General features: G+C 74.8%; 17 protein-coding genes. 8 read left to right on the forward strand and 9 right to left on the reverse strand.

Features of this window, described 5'->3' with window-relative positions; genetic code table 11:
- Positions 1-112: 112 nt before the first annotated feature.
- Genes ACZ4XJ_RS12000 through ACZ4XJ_RS12020 form a run of 5 tightly spaced genes read right to left on the reverse strand, consistent with a single transcriptional unit; the run spans position 113 to position 4207 of the window.
- Positions 113-802 (reverse strand): HAD family hydrolase, encoded by a 690-nt coding sequence (locus tag ACZ4XJ_RS12000; protein WP_468496078.1) that lies wholly within the window; start codon positions 800-802, stop codon positions 113-115.
- A gap of 46 nt (positions 803-848) precedes the next feature.
- The gene (locus tag ACZ4XJ_RS12005; protein ID WP_362876536.1) at positions 849-1328 is read right to left on the reverse strand and encodes an Lrp/AsnC family transcriptional regulator; all 480 of its coding nucleotides are present in this window, start codon (positions 1326-1328) and stop codon (positions 849-851) included.
- 34 nt (positions 1329-1362) lie between these two features.
- On the reverse strand, positions 1363-2172 hold the full coding sequence (locus tag ACZ4XJ_RS12010; protein ID WP_468496079.1) for a DUF1295 domain-containing protein: 810 nt from the start codon (positions 2170-2172) through the stop codon (positions 1363-1365).
- Positions 2169-2927 carry a DUF1365 domain-containing protein gene (locus ACZ4XJ_RS12015; RefSeq protein WP_468496080.1) on the reverse strand — a complete coding sequence of 253 codons (759 nt, stop codon included), beginning with the start codon at positions 2925-2927 and terminating at the stop codon, positions 2169-2171. Before ACZ4XJ_RS12015 ends, ACZ4XJ_RS12010 begins: the two co-directional genes overlap by 4 nt.
- Positions 2924-4207 carry an NAD(P)/FAD-dependent oxidoreductase gene (locus ACZ4XJ_RS12020; RefSeq protein WP_468496081.1) on the reverse strand — a complete coding sequence of 428 codons (1284 nt, stop codon included), beginning with the start codon at positions 4205-4207 and terminating at the stop codon, positions 2924-2926. Before ACZ4XJ_RS12020 ends, ACZ4XJ_RS12015 begins: the two co-directional genes overlap by 4 nt.
- Before the next feature lie 291 nt (positions 4208-4498).
- Between ACZ4XJ_RS12020 and ACZ4XJ_RS12025 the strand changes: the two genes are divergently transcribed.
- From ACZ4XJ_RS12025 to ACZ4XJ_RS12035, 3 genes are all read left to right on the forward strand, one after another.
- Positions 4499-6025, forward strand: a complete 1527-nt coding sequence (locus tag ACZ4XJ_RS12025; protein WP_468496082.1) for an SDR family oxidoreductase — start codon at positions 4499-4501, stop codon at positions 6023-6025.
- Positions 6026-6174: 149 nt separating this feature from the next.
- Positions 6175-7548, forward strand: coding sequence for a cryptochrome/photolyase family protein (locus ACZ4XJ_RS12030; protein WP_468496083.1), 1374 nt, complete (start codon positions 6175-6177; stop codon positions 7546-7548).
- Positions 7545-8609 (forward strand): MerR family transcriptional regulator, encoded by a 1065-nt coding sequence (locus tag ACZ4XJ_RS12035; RefSeq protein WP_362876541.1) that lies wholly within the window; start codon positions 7545-7547, stop codon positions 8607-8609. Before ACZ4XJ_RS12030 ends, ACZ4XJ_RS12035 begins: the two co-directional genes overlap by 4 nt.
- Here the strand turns inward: ACZ4XJ_RS12035 and ACZ4XJ_RS12040 are convergent.
- Positions 8533-9237, reverse strand: a complete 705-nt coding sequence (locus tag ACZ4XJ_RS12040; RefSeq protein WP_468496084.1) for an RNA polymerase sigma factor — start codon at positions 9235-9237, stop codon at positions 8533-8535. The genes ACZ4XJ_RS12035 and ACZ4XJ_RS12040 overlap by 77 nt on opposite strands.
- A gap of 253 nt (positions 9238-9490) precedes the next feature.
- Between ACZ4XJ_RS12040 and ACZ4XJ_RS12045 the strand changes: the two genes are divergently transcribed.
- Entirely contained in the window at positions 9491-10084 is a 594-nt protein-coding gene (locus tag ACZ4XJ_RS12045) for a histidine phosphatase family protein (RefSeq protein WP_362876543.1), read from the forward strand.
- A gap of 29 nt (positions 10085-10113) precedes the next feature.
- Here ACZ4XJ_RS12045 and pdxR read toward each other — a convergent pair whose 3' ends face one another.
- Entirely contained in the window at positions 10114-11574 is a 1461-nt protein-coding gene (pdxR, locus tag ACZ4XJ_RS12050; protein WP_468496085.1) for a MocR-like pyridoxine biosynthesis transcription factor PdxR, read from the reverse strand.
- A 46-nt stretch (positions 11575-11620) separates the two neighbouring features.
- Here pdxR and ACZ4XJ_RS12055 point away from each other — a divergent pair, with 46 nt between their 5' ends.
- The 4 genes from ACZ4XJ_RS12055 to ACZ4XJ_RS12070 all read left to right on the forward strand — a co-directional run bounded on the left by ACZ4XJ_RS12055 (position 11621) and on the right by ACZ4XJ_RS12070 (position 15695).
- Positions 11621-12073, forward strand: a complete 453-nt coding sequence (locus ACZ4XJ_RS12055) for a carboxymuconolactone decarboxylase family protein (RefSeq protein WP_362876545.1) — start codon at positions 11621-11623, stop codon at positions 12071-12073.
- Between the two features lie 74 nt (positions 12074-12147).
- Positions 12148-13677: an APC family permease gene (locus ACZ4XJ_RS12060; protein WP_362876546.1), complete on the forward strand. Its 1530-nt coding sequence runs from the start codon at positions 12148-12150 to the stop codon at positions 13675-13677.
- Between the two features lie 135 nt (positions 13678-13812).
- A complete protein-coding gene (locus tag ACZ4XJ_RS12065; RefSeq protein WP_468496086.1) occupies positions 13813-14235 on the forward strand; it encodes a universal stress protein in 423 nt (140 codons plus the stop codon).
- Positions 14235-15695, forward strand: coding sequence for an MFS transporter (locus ACZ4XJ_RS12070; RefSeq protein ID WP_468496087.1), 1461 nt, complete (start codon positions 14235-14237; stop codon positions 15693-15695). Before ACZ4XJ_RS12065 ends, ACZ4XJ_RS12070 begins: the two co-directional genes overlap by 1 nt.
- Here the strand turns inward: ACZ4XJ_RS12070 and ACZ4XJ_RS12075 are convergent.
- Both ACZ4XJ_RS12075 and ACZ4XJ_RS12080 read right to left on the reverse strand, forming a co-directional pair.
- Positions 15649-16404, reverse strand: a complete 756-nt coding sequence (locus tag ACZ4XJ_RS12075) for a hypothetical protein (RefSeq protein ID WP_468496088.1) — start codon at positions 16402-16404, stop codon at positions 15649-15651. The genes ACZ4XJ_RS12070 and ACZ4XJ_RS12075 overlap by 47 nt on opposite strands.
- Positions 16405-16558: 154 nt before the next feature.
- Positions 16559-18199, reverse strand: coding sequence for an FAD-dependent monooxygenase (locus ACZ4XJ_RS12080; protein WP_468496089.1), 1641 nt, complete (start codon positions 18197-18199; stop codon positions 16559-16561).
- Positions 18200-18503: the final 304 nt, after the last annotated feature.

The raw sequence follows: 18503 nt of genomic DNA on the forward strand, positions 1-18503 counted from the left end.
GGAGGGGCAGTTGCCGGGGCAGTTCCCCACCGCCGGCCGGGCCCGCGGGGCGAGCCGGCACCCCGCCCGGACCGTCCTCACGCCGGCCGCCCGCTTCGGGCGGTACGGGCCCTCACGCCGCGTCGCTGCCGGCCGCGTGCGCGGTCAACCAGGTGAGGGCCGCGTCCGCGTCGAACTCGGCCTGCCCGCCCGCGAAGAGCAGGGACGACGCCGCGAAGGCCGGGTCGGCGGCCGTGTCCGCCACGTACGGGACGGCCACGCAGGCCATGCCGGCCGCCCGGGCCGCCGCGGCGCCCGGCGCCGCGTCCTCGATCACCACGCAGTCGGCGGGCTCGACCCCGAGCCGACGGGCCGCCTCCAGGAACACGTCGGGGGCGGGCTTGCCGTGCGCGACCTCCTCCGCGGAGACCACCACCGTCAGTAGCGCGTCCAGCCCGGTGCCGACGAGGACGGCGTCGATGGCCTCGCGGGAGGAGCCCGAGGCGACGGCCATCGCCACGCCCCGCGCGTGCAGCCGCTCCACGAACCGGCGCATCTCGGGGAACACCTCGGTCCGGGTGCGGGCCAGCTCCAGGTAGGCGGCGTTCTGCTCCGCGAGGAGCTGGTCGACGGGCGCCGGCAGGGCGTAGCGCTCCTTGAGGATCTCCAGCGTTTCCAGGGTGCCGATCCCGATGAAGCGGGAGTGCTGCTCCCACGTGAAATCGGGGACGCCGTGCCGCTCCAGGGTGAGCCGCCCGGATTCGTAGTAGTTCGGCTCGCTGTCCACGAGGGTGCCGTCGAGATCGAATATGACGGAAATCATCCGCTGTGCCCGTCCTGCCGGTCGTGTGCCTGTCCACGCCATCCTGTCAGGGTTTGCGTGCCGCTCTGCCCACGGCTTCGACCAGCGGCAGCATGCGGTGCGGCACCCGTTCGCGCAGCGCCACCTCCGTCCGGGTGCGGACCACGCCCGGGAGTCGGATCAGCCGCTGGATCACGTCCTCCAGGTGTGCGTTGTCCCGGGCCGCGACGCGGGTCAACAGGTCGCCGCCGCCCGTGATGGAGAAGGCCTCGATGATCTCCGGCACGGCGGCCAGGGCCTCGCCGACCTCGTCCAGGTGCCCCTGGGTCACCTCGATGTGCACGAAGGCCAGTACGGGATGTCCGAGCGCGGCCGGGGAGAGCGCCGGACCGGTGCCGGTGATCACCCCGGTCCGCTCCAGCCGCTCCAGCCGGGCCTGGAGCGTTCCCCGGGCCACCCCGAGGATCCGGGCGTACTCCCGGACGCTGGTGCGCGGCTGCTCGATCAGCAGGCGCAGGATCCGGGTGTCGAGCTCGTCCACGGCCATGCCGCGACTGTACCAATGGCCCGGTTCCTCCGGATTATCGGCCGCCGGTCCGCGCCGGCGGCATGGGCAGGAAACCGCTGGTCCGGGCCACGTACTCGGCGTATCCCGGCCGTCCCTCCATGTGCCGCTCCAGCAGGCGTTTCCCGCTGCCGCCGATCAGCAGGTACGACATCATCAACGGCGCGACGACGGACACGGCCGCCGCCTGCGTCGACCCGGCGGCCACCAGGAAGATGCCCCACCACACGCAGAAGTCGCCGAAGTAGTTCGGATGCCGGGTCCACGCCCACAGACCGCGGTCCATGATCCTGCCCCGGTTGGCCGGATCGGCCCTGAAACGGGCCAGCTGATGGTCGCCGACCGCCTCGAAGGCGACACCGGTCGCCCACAGCGCCGTCCCCACGACGGCGAGGGCGAGCACGCGCCCGTCCGCGGCGCCGAGCGCGTACGGGCCGGCCTGCACCGGCAGCGAGATCAGCCAGACCAGCGCCCCCTGGAGCAGGTAGACCTTGCGCAGCGCGTACAGGCTCCGATTTCCCGGGGCCCGGGCCAACATCCGCTCGTACCGGGGGTCCTCGCCGTGCCCCCGGCCCCGCCACGCGATGTGCGCCGCCAGCCGCAGGCCCCAGACCACGGTGAGCACCGTCAGCAGCAAACCGCGGCCGACGCCACCGCCCGACATCCCGTACGTGACGAGCGCGACGGCCGCGAAGGCCGCGCCCCACGCCACGTCGGCCCCCCGGTGCATCCTCTTGCGCACGCCCACCGCGAACGCGACGAGCATCACGGCGAGCGCCGCGCCCGCCGATACGGCCAGATTGACCCCGAAAGCGCCCCAGTTCATCGCGCTCCTCCCGCCCCGCCCAGCGACATCCCCGCCTGCGGGACGTGCGGGGGCCCGGGCCGTACGGCCGCCCCGCGCAGCAGCAGGCGGATCCCGTGGAAGCGGATGCCCACCGCGACGGCCGCCGTCGACCAGGGGTGACGCAGCACGGGGCCCAGCACGCCCCGCACACCCGCGGGCCGGCGGCTGCCGCGCACGGTCGCCGTCAGGCCCGCCCCGTCCCCGCCGCCCGCCAGCCGCACGCTCAGCGCGAGTTCCGCGCCCGGCTCGGGCAACCGCATCCGGTAGTCGCCGTCCATCCCGAGGAAGGGGGAGACGTGGAACTCCTTGGGGACCGGGCCCGTCTCCCGCGCCGCCTCCGGACCCAGCAGGTAGCAGTGCCGGTCGCCGTACGTGTTGTGCACCTCCGCGACCACGTGCAGGAGCGCGCCGTCCGGGGCGCGGCACCAGTACACCGACAGCGGGTTGAAGACGAAGCCGAACACCCGGGCGTGCGCCAGCATCGACACCCGCGTCCCCGGCGGCAGCGCGATCCCGCGCGCGGCCAGGAAGCGGTCCAGCCCCGCGCGGATGCTGGGATCCGAGCCGCCGAAGTGGTCGCGGGCGTCGAATCCGGCCAGCACGCGCACCGGCCACGGCAGCCGGGGCGGCTCCGCCAGGTCCACCAGCCACAGGTAGGTGCGGTGCCGCATCCCGTACGCCGGGCCGCCGGCCCGCACGTGCCGGATGTCCGCCTCGTACAGTGCGGCCCTCACCAGCCCACACCCAGCGCGGCCGCCGCCTCGACGCCCGAACGGCAACCGTCCTCGTGGAACCCCCACCCGTGGTACGCCCCGGCGAAGGCCGTGACCGGCCCCGACAGTCCGGGCAGCAGGCGCTGCGCCGCGACCGACTCCCGGGTGTAGACCGGGTGCTCGTAGACCATCTCTGCCAGTACCAGATCGGGCCGCACCCGCTCGTCGGCCCCCAGCGTGACCACGTACGGCTCCGGCGCGTCCAAGCCCTGGAGCCGGTTCATGTCGTAGCTCACCTGCACCGGTACCGTCTCGTCCGGCCGGCACGCCGACAGCCGGTAGTTCCAGCAGCCCCGGGCGCTCGCCGCGCGCGGCAGCACCGAGGCGTCGGTGTGCAGGACGGTCCGGTTGCGGGAGTAGCCGAAGGCGCCGAGCACCGCGCGTTCGGCGTCCGTCGGATCGGCCAGCATCCGCAGCGCCTGGTCGGCGTGGACGGCGATGACCACCGAGTCGTACGGGGTCCGCGTCCCGTCGGCGGTGACGACCAGCACCCCGTCCGGGGTCCGGGCCAGCTCCCGCACCGCGCTCGACACCCGGACGGCGCCCGCGCCCAGCTCCTCCCGCACCCGCTCCACGTACCGCGCCGAGCCACCCTCGACCGTGCGCCAGCTCGGCGAGCCGCCGACCGACAACAGCCCGTGGTGGGCGAGGAAGCGGAACAGGTAGCGGGCCGGGTAGCGCAGCGCGGTGCCCGGGGGACAGGACCACACGGAGGCGACGAGCGGAATCGCGAAGTGGCCGGTGAAGTACGGGCCGAAGCCCCCCCGCTCCAGGAACTCGCCCAGGGTGGGCTCGCGTGGCCCCTCGGGCGCGGTCAGCAGCCGCCGGGCCTGCCGGTGGAACACCGGCACCTGCGCCAGCATCCGCAGGTGGGCGGGCCGCAGCGCACCCCCCGGCCGGGCGAACAGCCCGCGCGGGCCGCGGGCGCCCGCGTACTCCAGCCCGCAGCCCTCGCAGTGCACCGACAGGCTCATCGTCGTCGGCCGGGTGGCCACGCCCAGCTCGCGGAAGAGCCGCAGCAGGTGCGGGTACGTCCGGTCGTTGTGCACGATGAAACCCGAGTCCACGGACCGGATCAGCCCGTCGTGCCCCTTCACCTCGTGGGTGTGGGCGTGCCCGCCCAGCCGGTCGTCGGCCTCGTAGAGCGTCACCTCGTGGCTCCTGGCCAGTACGTACGCCGCCGTCAGCCCCGACACGCCCCCGCCGATCACGGCCGTGCGCGGTCGTCCTCGTTCGGTCATCCCGCTCCCTCCTTCGCCCTCGACCGGTACTTCGGAGCCACAGGGGGCCCCGGATGTGTCCCGGGCGAAACGTCCCGGATGTTCCCGGCGCCGGGACCTCGCGGAGCCGGCCCCGACGCGCACCCGACCGGTCGACCCGTGCCGAGTCCCGCGCCGCGCATCCGGCGGGCCGTACGCGCCCGAATCCCGTACGGAAGGCGCGGGCGCCGGGCGGCCGTGCGCCGCGGCACGACGGGCGCGGCGGCCCCGGACCGGCGACGATGAACCGGCCACGACGGAGGGAAGACGACCATGACCGGACGGCACTGCCTGGTCACCGGAGCCACCGGCTACATCGGCGGACGCCTGGTGCCCGAACTCCTCGACTCCGGACACCGCGTCCGCTGCCTGGCCCGCTCCCCGGAACGGCTGCGGGACCACCCCTGGGCCGGGCGCGCCGACATCGTGCGCGGAGACGTCACCGACGCCGCGTCGGTCGCCTCGGCGCTCCAGGGCATCGACGTCGCCTACTACCTCGTCCACGCCCTCGGCACCGGCCGCGACTTCGAGGGCCGCGACCGGGAAGCCGCCCGGATCTTCGCCGAACAGGCCCGCGCCGCCGGGGTCCGCCGCATCGTCTACCTCGGCGGGCTCACCCCCACAGGCATCCCGGCCCGCGACCTCTCCCCGCACCTGCGCTCCCGCGCCGAGGTCGGCGATATCCTCCTCGCCTCCGGGGTGCCCACCACCGTCCTGCGCGCCGCCGTGATCATCGGCTCCGGCTCGGCCTCCTTCGAGATGCTGCGCTACCTCACCGAACGGCTGCCCGTCATGGTCACCCCCAGCTGGGTCGGCACCCGCGTGCAGCCCATCGCGGTGCGCGACGTCCTGCGCTACCTCGTCGGGAGCGCCTCGATGCCGCCCGAGGTCAGTCGCGCCTTCGACATCGGCGGTCCCGACGTGGTGACGTACGAGGAGATGATGCGCCGCTACGCCACCGTCGCCGAACTCCCCAAACGGCTCATCCTGCGCGTCCCGATGCTCACCCCGCGGCTCTCCAGCCACTGGATCGGCCTGGTCACCCCGGTACCGAGGGCGCTGGCCCGGCCGCTGGCCGAATCACTGCGCCACGAGGTGGTCTGCGACGAGCACGACATCGCCGAGTGGGTCCCCGACCCGCCCGGCACCCCCATCGGCTTCGACGAAGCCCTCGACCTGGCCCTGAAGAAGGTCCGGGAGGCCGACGTCACCACCCGCTGGTCCTCGGCGTCCCTGCCCGGCGCCCCCAGCGACCCGCTGCCCACCGACCCCGACTGGGCGGGCGGCAGTCTCTACAGCGACCGGCGCGAGATCGCCGTCGAGGCCTCGCCCACCGCCCTGTGGAAGGTGGTGGAGGGCATCGGCGGGGACAACGGCTGGTACTCCTTCCCGCCGGCCTGGGCCGTACGGGGCTGGCTGGACCGGCTCGTCGGCGGCGTCGGCATCCGGCGCGGCCGGCGCGACGCGGCCCGGCTGCGGGTCGGCGACTCCCTCGACTTCTGGCGGGTCGAGGAGATCGAACCGGGCCGCCTGCTGCGGCTGCGCGCGGAGATGCGGCTGCCGGGCCTGGCCTGGCTGGAGATGTACGCGGACCCGGCCCCCGACGAGGAGACCGACCGGCGGACCGACGCGGCGACCGGACCCGGCCGACGCACGCTCTACCGGCAACGGGCCCTGTTCCACCCGCACGGCCTCCTCGGACACATGTACTGGTGGAGCGTCTCCCCCTTCCACGCGATCGTCTTCGGCGGCATGGCCCGCAACATCGCCCGCGCCGCCGAACGCCTCGACCAGGACTGACCCGAGAGGACGGCGCCCGACCCGCACGGCCGGGGACCGACCCGCGAAACCGGCACCGCGCCACCGGGCCGTGCATCCGGGAAACCCCCGGCCGCCGAAGCACCGCACGACCGACCTGCCCCCCCCAGCCCGACGCGGAGCCGAGACCCATGAACATCGCTGCGGTCCTCTACACCTCCGACCTGCGCCTGCACGACCATCCGCCGCTGCGGGCCGCCCTCTCCTCCTGCGACCGCGTCGTCCCCCTCTTCGTCCGCGACCGGGCCATCGAGGCCTCCGGCTTCCCCGCCCCCAACCGGCAGGCCTTCCTCGCCGACTGCCTCGCCGACCTCGACGCGGGACTGCGCGAACGCGGGGGCCGGCTGGTGATCCGCTCCGGGGACGTCGTGGCCGAAGTCTGCGCCCTCGTCCAGGAGGCCGACGTCGACGAGGTGCACATGGCGGCCGGGGTGAGCGCCTACGCCCACGCCCGCGAGGAACGGCTGCGCACCGCCCTCGAAGCCCAGGGCCGGCGGCTCTACGTCCACGACACCGTGATCACCGCCGTCGCGCCCGGCGCCGTCCTCCCGGCCGGCTCCGACCACTTCGCCGTCTTCACCCCGTACCTGCGCCGCTGGTCGGACCTCCCGCCGCGGGCCCCCGCCGCCGCCCCCCGCGCCGTGCCCGTCCCGCCGGACATCGGCTCCGAACCCCTCCCGGCCCGCGCCGACGTCGCCGGCACCTCCCCGGGCCTGGCCCGCGGCGGCGAACGCGAGGCCCGCAGGCTGCTCGCGCACTGGCTGCGCGCCGGCATCACCCGGTACGAGGACGTCCACGACGACCTCGCGGGCGACGCCACCTCCCGCCTCTCCCCGCACCTGCACTTCGGCACCCTGTCGGCCGTCGAGGCCGTCCACCGCTCCCGCGGCGCCGGTGGAGCCAGCGCCGAGGCCTTCGTACGGCAGCTGTGCTGGCGCGACTTCCACTACCAGGTCCTCGCCGCCCGCCCCACCGCCGCCGCCCGGGACTACCGGCCCCGGCACGACCGCTGGCGCACCGGAGCCGCCGCCGAGGAAGAGGTCCAGGCCTGGAGGGAGGGCCGCACCGGCTATCCCGTCGTCGACGCGGCCATGCGCCAACTGGCCCACGAGGGATGGATGCACAACCGCGGCCGGCTGCTGGCCGCCAGCTTCCTCGCCAAGACCCTGTACGTGGACTGGCGCACCGGAGCCCGACACTTCCTGGAGCTGCTCGTCGACGGGGACCTCGCCAACAACCAGCTCAACTGGCAGTGGGTGGCCGGCACGGGCACCGACACCCGACCCAACCGGGTCCTCAACCCCGTCCGCCAAGGCCTGCGTTACGACCCCGAAGGCCGCTACGTCCACCGCTGGGTGCCCGAACTCGCCGGCCTCGCCGCACCCCGCGTCCACGAGCCGTGGCGGCTGACCGGCGTCGAACGCGCCCGGTACGACTACCCGGACCCGGTGGTGGAGCTCGCCGACGGCCTCGACCGCTTCCGGCGCGGACGGGGCGGGGAATGAGCACGACGCCCCGCGCCGGCCCCGCGTCGTACCGTGAGCCGGTGGACCCCCTGTCGCCGCCCCCCGAGCCCCCGCAGGACCTCCCCGCCGCGGCCCTCAGCACCGGCGCCGTCGCCCGCCGCCTCGGGGTCTCCCCGACCACGCTCCGCTCGTGGGAGCGCCGGTACGCCATCGGTCCCGCCCGGCGGGAGGACGGCCGCCACCGCCGCTGGACCGCCGAGGACATCGCCCGCCTCGACCTGATGTGCCGCCTCACCGCGCGGGGCGTGCCCCCGTCCGAGGCGGCCCGGGCCGCGCTCGGCGAAGCCCCCGACGCCTCCGGCGGGACCCCGGCCAGGGCCGCCACGCCGGGCGGGCGCGGCGCCCTCCCCCTCGGGGAGGTGCGGCCGGAGGGTCGGGGGCTCGGGCGGGCCGCCGTACGGCTCGACGCGCCGGCCGTGGCCGAACAGCTCGACGCCGCCCTGGCCGAGCACGGCCTCGTCACCGCCTGGGAGGACATCATCGCCCCGACCCTGCACGCCGTCGGCCGCAAGTGGGCCTCGGCGGGGGAGCGTTACATCGAGGTCGAGCACCTGCTGTCCTGGCACGTCACCGCCGCGCTGCACCGGATCCGGCCCGCCCCCGGCCGACCGGGGGCCGCGCCGGTGCTGCTCGCGTGCACCCCCGACGAACTGCACAGCCTGCCCATCGAGGCGCTCGCCGCCGCCCTCGGCGAACGGGGCGTTCCGGTACGGATGTTCGGCGCGGCCCTGCCCGCCGAAGCGCTGCACGACGCGGTGCGGCGCACGGGCCCCCGCGCGGCCGTGCTCTGGGCGCAGTCCCGCGCCACCGCCGACCGGAGCCTGGCCCGCTCGGTGGCCGGCATCGAATGGGGGCTGCGCGGCGCGCGCGGCCGCTCGACGCTGCTCCTGGCGGGACCCGGCTGGGCCGGTACGCCGACTCCGCGCGGCGAGCGGCTGTTCGGCCTGCGGTCGGGCCTGGAGGTCATCTCGGCGCTGGCAGCGGGCCCGGATCCAGCGACCGGCGCAACAGGTGCAGCGCCCGCCGCATGTGGCTCTTGACGGTGCCCAGCGGAAGCCCCGTACGGGCGGCGATCTGGGTCTGGCTCAGGTCGGCATAGAAGGCCAGGCACAGCACGCGTCGCTGCGCCGAGGGCAGCCGGGCCAGCTCGCTCAGGATCAGCACCCGGTCCAGCACCTGCTCGGGCTCCGGCCGCCCGGGGGCGCCGGGGTACGGGGCCGGCTCGTGGGCGGCGCCCGCGGCGGCGGCCACGGCCCGGGCCCGCCGGGTCCGGGCCTCCAGCGCGTCGGCGATCTTGTGACGGGTGATGCCGGTGAGCCAGGCCCCGAGCCCGCCGGGCCCGGGGCGGTAGCCGCCCCGGCCGCGCCAGGCGGCGAGGAAGACCTGCTGGGTGACGTCCTCCGCCTCGCGCTCGTCGCCGAGCGAACGCCGCGCGAGGGAGTTCACCAGGGGCCGCCAGCGCCGGTAGACCTCCTCCATGGAACGTTCGTCGCCCGCGGCGAAACCGGCGGCTACGGCGATGGCGGCGTCGGCGTCCGTGACCCGGTCGGCGCGCCCGTCCGGCGTGCCCGTCGCTCCGGTCGGGGGCCGGGTCGCGAGGGTCCCCGTCGGCGCGTCGCTCCCGGAGCCGTTCCGCCGGCCGAGGTCCTTCGGGTCGTGGTCGTCCATGGCCCGAGCCTCGCCACATCGGCCCCCGCGGCCAACTTGCATCGTTTTCGCATCGAATCCCGCGTCGGCCGTCCCGGCGCGGCGCCAGCGCGAGCCGCCCGCGAACATCGGGCCACCGCGCCGGCCCGCCGGGCGCACGATGACGGGAGGCCGAGCGGGGCCGGCCGGTCGCACACCCGTGTTCACGACTGCCGGGGGTGACACGCCGACCCCGGCGCGACCGGCACCGACCCGCGGCCGTAAGGTCCGGCACATGAGTGATCTGCTGCTGGTGAGGCACGGGGAGACGGCCTGGAGCGCCGACGGACGGCACACGGGGCTGACGGACGTACCGCTGACGGCGCGCGGGGTCGAGGAGGCCATCTCCCTGGCCCCGTTCTTCCTCGGCCGGACCCCTGCCCTGGTCCTGACCAGCCCGCTGAGCCGGGCCGTGGCCACCGCCCAACTCGCCGGACTGAGCGACGGCGTTCCCGAGCCGGACCTCCACGAGTGGGACTACGGCGGCTACGAGGGCATCACCACCGTCGAGATCCAACGGACCCGGCCCCACTGGTCGCTGTGGACCGACGGCGTCCCGGCGGGCGACGCCCACCACCCGGGGGAGAACGCCGCCCAGGTCGGCGCCCGCGCGGACCGGGTGCTGGCCCGGGCCGCCAAGGTGCTGCGCGAGGACCGGGGCAACGTCGTGCTGGTCGCCCACGGGCACTTCCTGCGCGTGCTGACCGCCCGCTACCTCGGGCTGCCCCCGACGGACGGCCGGCTCTTCCTGCTGCGCACGGGCACGGTCAGCACCCTGTCCACGGAACACGGCCTGCCGGTCGTGGCGGGCTGGAACACCCGGGCCTGACGCCCTGACGCCCCGACCCCGGCCGCCGGTCAGGGTGCCCGCGTCGCCGTCGGTTCCGGCAGCGCCAACAGCAGCGCGTCCAGGGCCGCGGGGAAGGCCTGCTCGGTCGGGGTCCCGTAGCCCAGCACCAGCCCGTCGCGCGGCGGCATGGCGCTGTCGGGATGCCGGTACGAACGCAACCCCTCCAGCGCCAGACCCTGCCGGCGGGCCGCGCGCAGGGTCGCCTCCTCGGTGTCCGGCGGCAGTTCCAGGACGGCGTGCAGCCCGGCGGCGATCCCACCGACCCGCACGTGCGGGGCCTCGGCCGCGATCCGGGCCGCGAGCAGGTCGCGGCGGCGCCGGTAGACCTGCCGCATCCGGCGCAGGTGGCGGTCGTAGGCGCCCGAGGCGATGAACTCGGCCAGGACGAGCTGGTCCGTCACCCCCGACCACATCTCGCGGGGCCCCTTGACGGCCAGCACCTCGTCCACGAGGTGTCCGGGCAGCACCATCCAGCCCAGCCGCAGCGCCGGGGACAGGCTCTTGCCGGCCGAGCCGACGTAGGCGACCCGCTCGGGGTCCAGGCCCTGCACGGCCCCGACGGGCCGACGGTCGTAGCGGAACTCCCCGTCGTAGTCGTCCTCGATGACGAGCCCGCCGACCGCCCGGGCCCAGTCCACCACCTCCGCCCGCCGGCCCGGGTGCAACGGGCCCCCGGTCGGGAACTGGTGAGCGGGGGTGAGCAGGACGGCCCGCGCGGCCGTCCGGGGAAGTTCGCCGACGCGGGCGCCGCCACCGTCCACGGTGAGCGGGAGCGTCGTCAGCCCCGCCCCCGCCAGTACGTCCCGGTGGAACGGCAACCCGTACGACTCGACGGCGACGGGCCCGCCCAGCACCCGACCCAGCAGCTCCAGCCCGTGCGCGAACCCCGAGCAGACGACGATCCGCTCGGGTGAGGTCCGTACGCCCCGCACCCGGGCGAGGTACTCCGCGAGCGTGCGGCGCAGTTCGGGCCGGCCGCGCGGGTCGCCGACCCCGAACGCGTCGTGCGGTGCGACGGCCAACGCCCGCCGGGTGGCGCCGAGCCAGGCCGTACGGGGGAACGTGGACGCGTCGGGGGAGGTGGGCAGCAGGTCGTGGACGGTGCGCCGGCGCGACGGCCGGGCCGGCCCGCCCGGCCCGGCCGGCCGCAGCGGGTGGGCCCGCCGGGCCACCCGGGTGCCGGAACCCTGGCGCGCGGCCAGCCAGCCCTCCTCGACGAGTTCGGCGTAGGCGCCGGCGACGGTGTTGCGGGCGATGCCGAGATCGGCGGCGAGGGCCCGGTACGGCGGCAGTCCGGTGTCGGGTGCGAGCCGACCCGAGCGGATGGCTTCGCGCAGGGCGTTCATGAGCCGCACCCGCACGCTGCCCGCGCCGGTCAGTTCGAGGTGCAGGTCGCTGCCGGTGCCCGGTCCGGTCGCGGCGGGCGCCTCGGCCGGGCCCTCCGGGTAATTGACCCAAGATCTCCGCATGGAAGTGAACCCTACCGGGGGTCGATTCCCCTTCTAGGTTCTTCACATGACCACTTTTCAGGTTCCTGAGCGCATGAACTTCACCGCCGTCGCCCCCAAGGTGTTCAAGGCCGTTCTGGCACTCGACACGGCCGCCCGCCGCGGGCTGGACCCGGTCCTGCTGGAACTCGTCCAGATCCGCGCCTCGCAGATCAACCGCTGCGCCTACTGCATCGACTACCACACCGTCGACGCCCGCAAGGGCGGCGAGTCCGAGGCGCGGATCCACGCGCTCGGCGCCTGGCACGAGTCGAGCCTGTTCACCGTCGCCGAGCGGGCCGCGCTCGCCCTGACCGAGGAGATCACCCTCCTGCCGGCGGGCGTCTCCGACGCCGTCTGGGACGAGGCCGCCCGCCACTTCGGCGAGGAACAGCTCGCCCAGCTGATCGCCCTGATCTGCACCGTGAACGTCTGGAACCGGATGAACGTCAGCACCCGCAAGACCCCCGGAACCGAGTAGTCCGCCGGCTCGCGCGCCCGCCCCCGGCCCCGGTCCGCCTCGCGCGCCGGGGCCGCGTGCCCGACCATGCGTGTATGGGTGATGGAGACGGCGGTGGACCGGGCGGGGCGATCCAGGACACGGGTCCCGACGAGAGGCTCAAGGCCAACGCGATCGGGTTCCTCGACGCACTCGTCATCGGCCTGAACTCCACCTCGCCCGCCTACTCGCTGGCCGCCGTCATCGGCCCGATCGTGGCGCTGGCCGGGATCTACGCGCCGGGCGTGATGCTGGCGTCCTTCGTCCCGATGCTGCTGATCGCCGCCGCCTTCTACTACCTCAACAAGGTCGACCAGGACTGCGGGACCACCTTCTCCTGGGTGACCCGTGCCATGGGCCCCTGGGCTGGCTGGCTGGGCGGTTGGGCCATCGCCATGACCGGTGTCCTCGTCATCGGCTCGCTCGCCGACGTGGCCGTCCACTTCGGCCTGCTCGCCGCCGGCCTCGACAACTGGGCGGCCAACGAGTTCATCCGCCAGTCCCTCGCCGTGCTGGTGATCCTGGCCATGACCGCCATCTGCGTGATCGGCACGGAGATGTCCGCCAAGCTGCAGAACGTGCTGATCCTCGCCCAGGTCTTCTTCCTCCTGGTCTTCGCGGTCGTCGCGCTCTACCGCGTCTACGCCGGCACCAGCACCCTCGACGGCACCCGACCCTCCCTCGCCTGGCTCAACCCCTTCGGCGCGGGCGGCGCAGCCCTGACCGGCGGCCTGCTGCTCGGCGTCTTCATCTACTGGGGCTGGGAGTCCGCCGTCAACCTCACGGAGGAGGTGGAGGACTCCGCGACCGCCCCCGGCAAGGCCGGCATCTGGTCGACCGTGGTGCTGCTGGTCACCTACCTGTCCGTCGGCTTCGCCGTCGTCGGCTACGCGGGCACCCGGTTCCTCGCCGAGAACGCCGGCGAGGAGGAGGCCGTCTTCGCCGTCCTCGCCCACGAGGTGCTCGGCGGCTGGGACTGGCTGGTGCTCCTCGCCGTCTGCACCTCCGCGCTCGCCTCCACCCAGACCACGATCATTCCCGCCTCCCGCACCGCGCTGTCCATGGCCCGCCGACACGCGCTGCCGCACCGGCTCGCCCACATCCACCACCGCTTCCGCACCCCGGACGTGAGCACCTGGTGGGTCGCCGGCATCGCCATCGGCTGGTACGTCGTCGTCAACCGGATCAGCGAGAACGCGCTCCTGGACTCGTTGACCGCGCTCTCCCTGCTCATCGCCTTCTACTACGCCCTCACCGGTCTGGCCTGCGCCATCTACTACCGCCGGCACCTGCTGGAGAACCTGCACAACTTCCTGCTCATCGGCCTCGGCCCGATCGTCGGCGCCGCACTGCTGGCCTGGCTGCTGGTGAAATCCATCGGCGACATGTCCAACCCGGAGAACTCCGCCGGCGGGGTGTCCTGGTTCGGCCTCGGGCCGCCGCTGGTCATCGGGATCGCCATCGCCGTCGTCGGCGTGCTCGTCATGTGCTTCTGGCGGCTTCGGGACGGCACGTTCTGGCTGGAACGGCGCGGCGTCGCCGACCCGGCCCTCGTCCACGCGGGTAAACCGGACGCCCCGAAATAGCCCGCCGCCCCAGAACGCCAGAACCCAGTACGCCAAAGCCCAGCACGCCAAGATCCCGCAGGCGGCAACCCCGTCCGTCACCGCCCCGTCCGTCACCGCCCCGGCCGCCCGCACGGAAAGCAGGAGGGATCCCCGATGTCCGTGGTCCTCGGATACGACGAGTCGCCCGGTGCGGAACGGGCCCTGCACGTGGCCCTGGAAGTCGCCACCGCCTTCGGCGAACCCCTGGTCCTGGTCTACGGGGCCAACGCCCCCGGCGCCACCGGCGAGGAGTACCGCGCCCACCGGGAAGCCGTCCGCCAGGCCGGCCGCAACGCGTTGGCCCGGGCCGTCACGGCCGCCGACGAGGCGGGCGTCCCCTCGACCGTGGAGATCGTCGACGACAGACCGGCCCAGGCCCTGCTCGCCGCGGCCGAACGCCACCGGGCTCGGGTCATCATCGTCGGGAGCTGGGGCGACAGCCCCATGCGCGGCGCCCTCCTCGGCTCCACCCCGCACAAACTCCTGCACCTCTCGCCGATCCCGGTGCTGTGCGTGCCGACGGAGGCCCTGCCCTGATGGCCGGCCGGTCGGCCGCCGCCGCGCGACGCGGCCTCTTCTCGCCCCGGGACCGCGCGGTGATCGCCGCGGCGTCCATCTCCATGCTGTTGGTGCAGATGGACTGGTTCGCCCTGAACCTCATGCTCCCCGCCATCGGCCGGGACTTCCACACCCCGTCCACCGACCTCCAGTGGCTGGTCAGCGGCTACATGCTCACCCTCGGGGCCCTGATGATCACCGGCGGGCGGGCTGCGGACCTGCTGGGCCGCCGCCGCGTCCTGGTCACGGGCCTGACGGGCTTCGCCGTCGTCTCCGTCGTGTGCGCCGCCGCCCAGAACACCGCCTGGCTCACCGCCGCGCGCGCCGTCCAGGGCTGCACCGCCGCGCTCGTCCTGCCCGTGTCCGTCGCCGTGGTCACCGCCTACTTCCGCGACGACCGGCAGGGCCGCGCCGTCGGCACGGTGCTCGCCTTCAGCGCCGTCGGCACCGCCCTCGGCCCGTTCGTCGGCGGTGTCTTCGCCGAACACCTCAGCTGGCGCGCCGTGTTCCTGCTGAACGTGCCGTTCGCCGCGGCCGCCGCCCTGCTCCTGCTGCGGCACGTCCCCGAGACCCGCGACGAGGACGCCGGCCACGGGCTGGACGTCCCGGGCGTGCTCACCCTGGCCGGTGGCCTCAGCGCGGTCATGATCGGGGTCGACCAGGGCGGGAACTGGGGCTGGGCCGCCCCGCCGACCCTGGCCTTCCTCATCTCCGGAGCCGTCCTGCTGGCGGTGTTCGCCGTCATCGAGCGGCGGTCCCGCGAACCCCTGCTGGACCTGGCCCTCCTGCGCAACGGGCCCTTCGTCACCGTGACCCTCGCCGGATCCCTGTCCAACATCGTGTACTGCCTGGTCGCCGTCTTCTCGGCGCTCTACCTGCAACAAGCGCGCGGACTCTCACCGCTCGACTCCGGGCTGATCTTCCTGGCCCTGTCCGTGGGGGTCGGCGCCGCCGGCTACTGGTCGGGACATCTCGCCCTGCGCGTGCGCCCCGAGACCCTGATGGCCCGCGGCATGCTGCTCAGCGGAGTCAGCCTGTTCGTACTGACCCAGGTCACCTCGCTCGTCGCCTACACCGCCGTCTTCGCCGTCGTCGGGATCGGCGTGGGCCTCGGCTGGGCCCTGACGAACGTGGCCACCCAGTCCTACGTCGACGCCGGTCGGCTCGCCGCCGCGTCCGGGCTCGTCCTGACCTCGCTGGTGCTGCTCGGGGCCGTCGCCGTCGCCGTGGCCTCGACGGTGCTGGAGGCCCTCAGCGGCTCCGCGGCCCGCGCCGCCTCCGACGGCCCCGCCATCGAATCCGTCCTGCGCGCGGCCGCCCTGCTGTCGGTGCTGGGCGCCGCCGCCCTGGCCGTCGTCGTACGCCGAAACCCCCACGACCCCCGCGACCGGCCTAGCTCGGGGCGTTCCCCCGGGAGAACTTCTCCCACTGTGCTGTGACGATCTCCTGCGGCACCCCGCCGAAGTCCGTCGTGTCGACGATGTCCGAGGAGAAGGACAGCGTCACCGGGCCGGAGCGCACCACGGTCAGGTACTGGTGGAGGGAGGCGCCCTCGTCCTTCACGTCCCGCGTCACGATCCGGTAGGCCAGCGCCTCGTCGCCGATCGCGGGCGCCGCGACCGGCTCCACCCGCAGCACCTTCGCGTCGATCACCGCGCGTTCCTCCGTATAGCCGCCCGCGCACCGCTTCCCGGCCTCGGCGAGCGACTTCAGGGCCGCCCCGGCGGCGTTCGCGTCGCGGTAGGACCGCAACAGGACCGCCGTGTCGACGTCCAGGGGCTTGCCGGGCACGCCCACGGTCGCGTACGCCTGGGCCGTGTGGCCCGCCGTGGCGAGCGTGGTCAGCGGCAGGCACACCGCCGGATCGGCCTCGTAGATCTCGCTGAACGGTTCATCGAGGAACGGTTCGTCGGCCTCGTACCGTCCCGCCTTCGCGCCCGCCGTCAGGACGAGGGCCTTCAGCGCGGCGGCGTCCGGCCCGGGCGGACCGACCGGCGCCGGAGTCGCGCTCGCCGTCGCCGACGTGGCGGTGGGGGAGGGGCTCGCGGAGGCCCTGCCGTCGCTCCGCGCCGCCGCGGAGCCGCCCCCGCAACCGGCCGTGGCCGCCAGCAGCGCGGCGCCCGCCGCCACCGCCCGTACCCCTCGCATGCCGCCTCTTCCGCCGTTCCCCGCTCCGCGCATGCCGCTGCCGCCCCCGTGATCGTCGTGTGAGGCCCCGATTGTGCAGCACGGTCCCGGCCGGGCCGTCGGCGGTACCGGGTACGGCCGCTCCGGCCGGGGTCGTGGTCCGTCCGTGCTCCGGTCAGTCCCGGTAGATCGCGGCCAGGTAGGCGGCCACCGCCCCGGCCGTCGGAGGCTGGATCCGTGCCCCGAGGTAGCCGTCGGGGCGCACCACGAACGCCGTCGGCTTCCCGACCCCGTAGAGCCGGCCGAACTCGCCCCGCCCGTCCCGGTACACCGGCAGGGCGGCGGCCCCGGCGGGCGCGGTCCCGCCCTCGGAGAGGACCGCGTACGCCGCAAGCCGTCCCTCGGGCAGACCGCCGATCAACTCGGCGAGCTCGGGGACGTAGGGAGCCCGCGCGTCGTCGGCGAACAGCAGGAGCACGTGCTCGCGCTCCCGCAGCAGGTCGAACAACCGCAGGGGTTGGGTGGCGATCTCGCCGAGCAGCCCGCCGCAGTCGGGCGCCCGGTCGCCGGCCGCGAGCCCGTCGCCGTCCGCGGGGGGCTCCGCCGCGAGCGGGCCGCCGCGGTAGCCGACGAGGAGCTGGGCCTCCCGCATCATCAGCGTCGAGGGGGCCTCCGGGTCGGCCTGGACGCCCTCGGCGGCGTGCCGGACGGTGCGCCCGACCACCTCCTCGCCCACCGGTCGGCGCTCGGCGTCGTAGGTGTCCGTCAGCCCGGGCCGGGCCCGGCCCGCGACGGTCGGGGCGAGTTTCCACGCCAGGTTCCAGGCGTCCTGGATGCCGGTGTTCATGCCCTGCGCCCCGGTCGGCGGATGGATGTGGGCGGCGTCCCCGGCGACGAAGACCCGTCCGTCGCCGTAGCGGTCCACGATGCGGTGGCTGATCCGGAACACCGAGGACCAGCGCATGTGCGTGGCGGTCACCGGCCGCGGCGACAGCCGGTCCAGGACCGCCTGGATGTGGTGGAGTTCGGGAGCGCGCCCGCCCCCCAGCCCGTGCACCACCCCGTCCCCACCCGCGTCGCCGCCCTGCCGCACGGCCCCGGCGGCGAGCTCGGGCGGTACGACCATGGACATGCGGTAGCGGCCCGGTCCGGGCAGCGGGATGCACACGAGTACGTCGTCCACCCGGCCCGCGGCGTCCCGGTGCATCGACCGCACCCCGTACCCGTACGGCAGGTCCCAGCCGACCTCGACGTCGGCCAGCATGTACTCCTCGGGGAAGGCCCCGCCCTCGAAGGCCAACCCCAACCCCTTGCGGACGGTGCTGTGCGCCCCGTCGCAGCCCACCAGGTACCGGACGCGCAGCTCCTCCTCGCCGTCCGGGCCGGTCAGCCGGGTCGTCACCCCCTCGGCGTCCTGGGTGAAGGACACCAGCTCGGTGCTCCGTTCGATCCCGGTCCCGAAGCGGGCCAGGTGTTCCTCCAGGATCCGCTCGGTCTCGTACTGCGGGAGCGCCGCGAAGCCGTAGGGCACCTCGGGCGGCAGGAACAGGTCGATCCGCTCCTGCTCCTCGCCGTCGACCCAGATCAGCTGCCCCCGCATCGGGACGGCCGCGTCGAGCACGTCGCGCACCAGCCCCATCCGGTCCCAGACCTCCAGGGTGCGGGGCTGGATGCCCACGGCCTTCGCGTACGGCAGGCGCGTCGGCAGCCGGTCCACGATCCGGCAGGCCACCCCCCGCCGGCGCAGTTCCGCCGCGGCGGTCAGTCCCACCGGTCCCGCGCCGACGACCAGTACGTCCGTCCCGTGAGGGTTCATCCCTCCATGATCTGCGGAGGGCCGCCCACCGGCCACCGCTGGGAGGAACGGTCCGGCGGGGGTCCGATGGCCCGCCCCCGGCCGAGAACCACCGCTCCGGAGGGGGCCAATGGCCCATCGATCACGGCCCCACTTGAGCCATTGCCCCTCCGGATGGTTATCTGTGGCGTATCCATGTACTTACGGCGCCACGCAGCGCCGGACGGCAACGAGGCCGGTCCGGACCGTGGCGCCTTCGCCGTGCCTGCACGCCGCCCACCACCCCCGGGCGGCAGGCGGGTCGGCGTGCTTCATCGCGAGGGGG

The sequence above is a fragment of the Streptomyces sp. NPDC029836 genome (genome assembly GCF_055574495.1).

Excerpts from the sequence above, each read along its gene's own strand:
- ACZ4XJ_RS12000 (WP_468496078.1), bottom strand. The coding sequence starts at position 802 with ATGATTTCCGTCATATTCGATCTCGACGGCACCCTCGTGGACAGCGAG.
- ACZ4XJ_RS12005 (WP_362876536.1), bottom strand. The coding sequence starts at position 1,328 with ATGGCCGTGGACGAGCTCGACACCCGGATCCTGCGCCTGCTGATCGAG.
- ACZ4XJ_RS12010 (WP_468496079.1), bottom strand. The coding sequence starts at position 2,172 with ATGAACTGGGGCGCTTTCGGGGTCAATCTGGCCGTATCGGCGGGCGCG.
- ACZ4XJ_RS12020 (WP_468496081.1), bottom strand. The coding sequence starts at position 4,207 with ATGACCGAACGAGGACGACCGCGCACGGCCGTGATCGGCGGGGGCGTG.
- ACZ4XJ_RS12025 (WP_468496082.1), top strand. The coding sequence starts at position 4,499 with ATGACCGGACGGCACTGCCTGGTCACCGGAGCCACCGGCTACATCGGC.
- ACZ4XJ_RS12030 (WP_468496083.1), top strand. The coding sequence starts at position 6,175 with ATGAACATCGCTGCGGTCCTCTACACCTCCGACCTGCGCCTGCACGAC.
- ACZ4XJ_RS12035 (WP_362876541.1), top strand. The coding sequence starts at position 7,545 with ATGAGCACGACGCCCCGCGCCGGCCCCGCGTCGTACCGTGAGCCGGTG.
- ACZ4XJ_RS12040 (WP_468496084.1), bottom strand. The coding sequence starts at position 9,237 with ATGGACGACCACGACCCGAAGGACCTCGGCCGGCGGAACGGCTCCGGG.
- ACZ4XJ_RS12045 (WP_362876543.1), top strand. The coding sequence starts at position 9,491 with ATGAGTGATCTGCTGCTGGTGAGGCACGGGGAGACGGCCTGGAGCGCC.
- pdxR (WP_468496085.1), bottom strand. The coding sequence starts at position 11,574 with ATGCGGAGATCTTGGGTCAATTACCCGGAGGGCCCGGCCGAGGCGCCC.
- ACZ4XJ_RS12055 (WP_362876545.1), top strand. The coding sequence starts at position 11,621 with ATGACCACTTTTCAGGTTCCTGAGCGCATGAACTTCACCGCCGTCGCC.
- ACZ4XJ_RS12060 (WP_362876546.1), top strand. The coding sequence starts at position 12,148 with ATGGGTGATGGAGACGGCGGTGGACCGGGCGGGGCGATCCAGGACACG.
- ACZ4XJ_RS12065 (WP_468496086.1), top strand. The coding sequence starts at position 13,813 with ATGTCCGTGGTCCTCGGATACGACGAGTCGCCCGGTGCGGAACGGGCC.
- ACZ4XJ_RS12070 (WP_468496087.1), top strand. The coding sequence starts at position 14,235 with ATGGCCGGCCGGTCGGCCGCCGCCGCGCGACGCGGCCTCTTCTCGCCC.
- ACZ4XJ_RS12075 (WP_468496088.1), bottom strand. The coding sequence starts at position 16,404 with ATGCGAGGGGTACGGGCGGTGGCGGCGGGCGCCGCGCTGCTGGCGGCC.
- ACZ4XJ_RS12080 (WP_468496089.1), bottom strand. The coding sequence starts at position 18,199 with ATGAACCCTCACGGGACGGACGTACTGGTCGTCGGCGCGGGACCGGTG.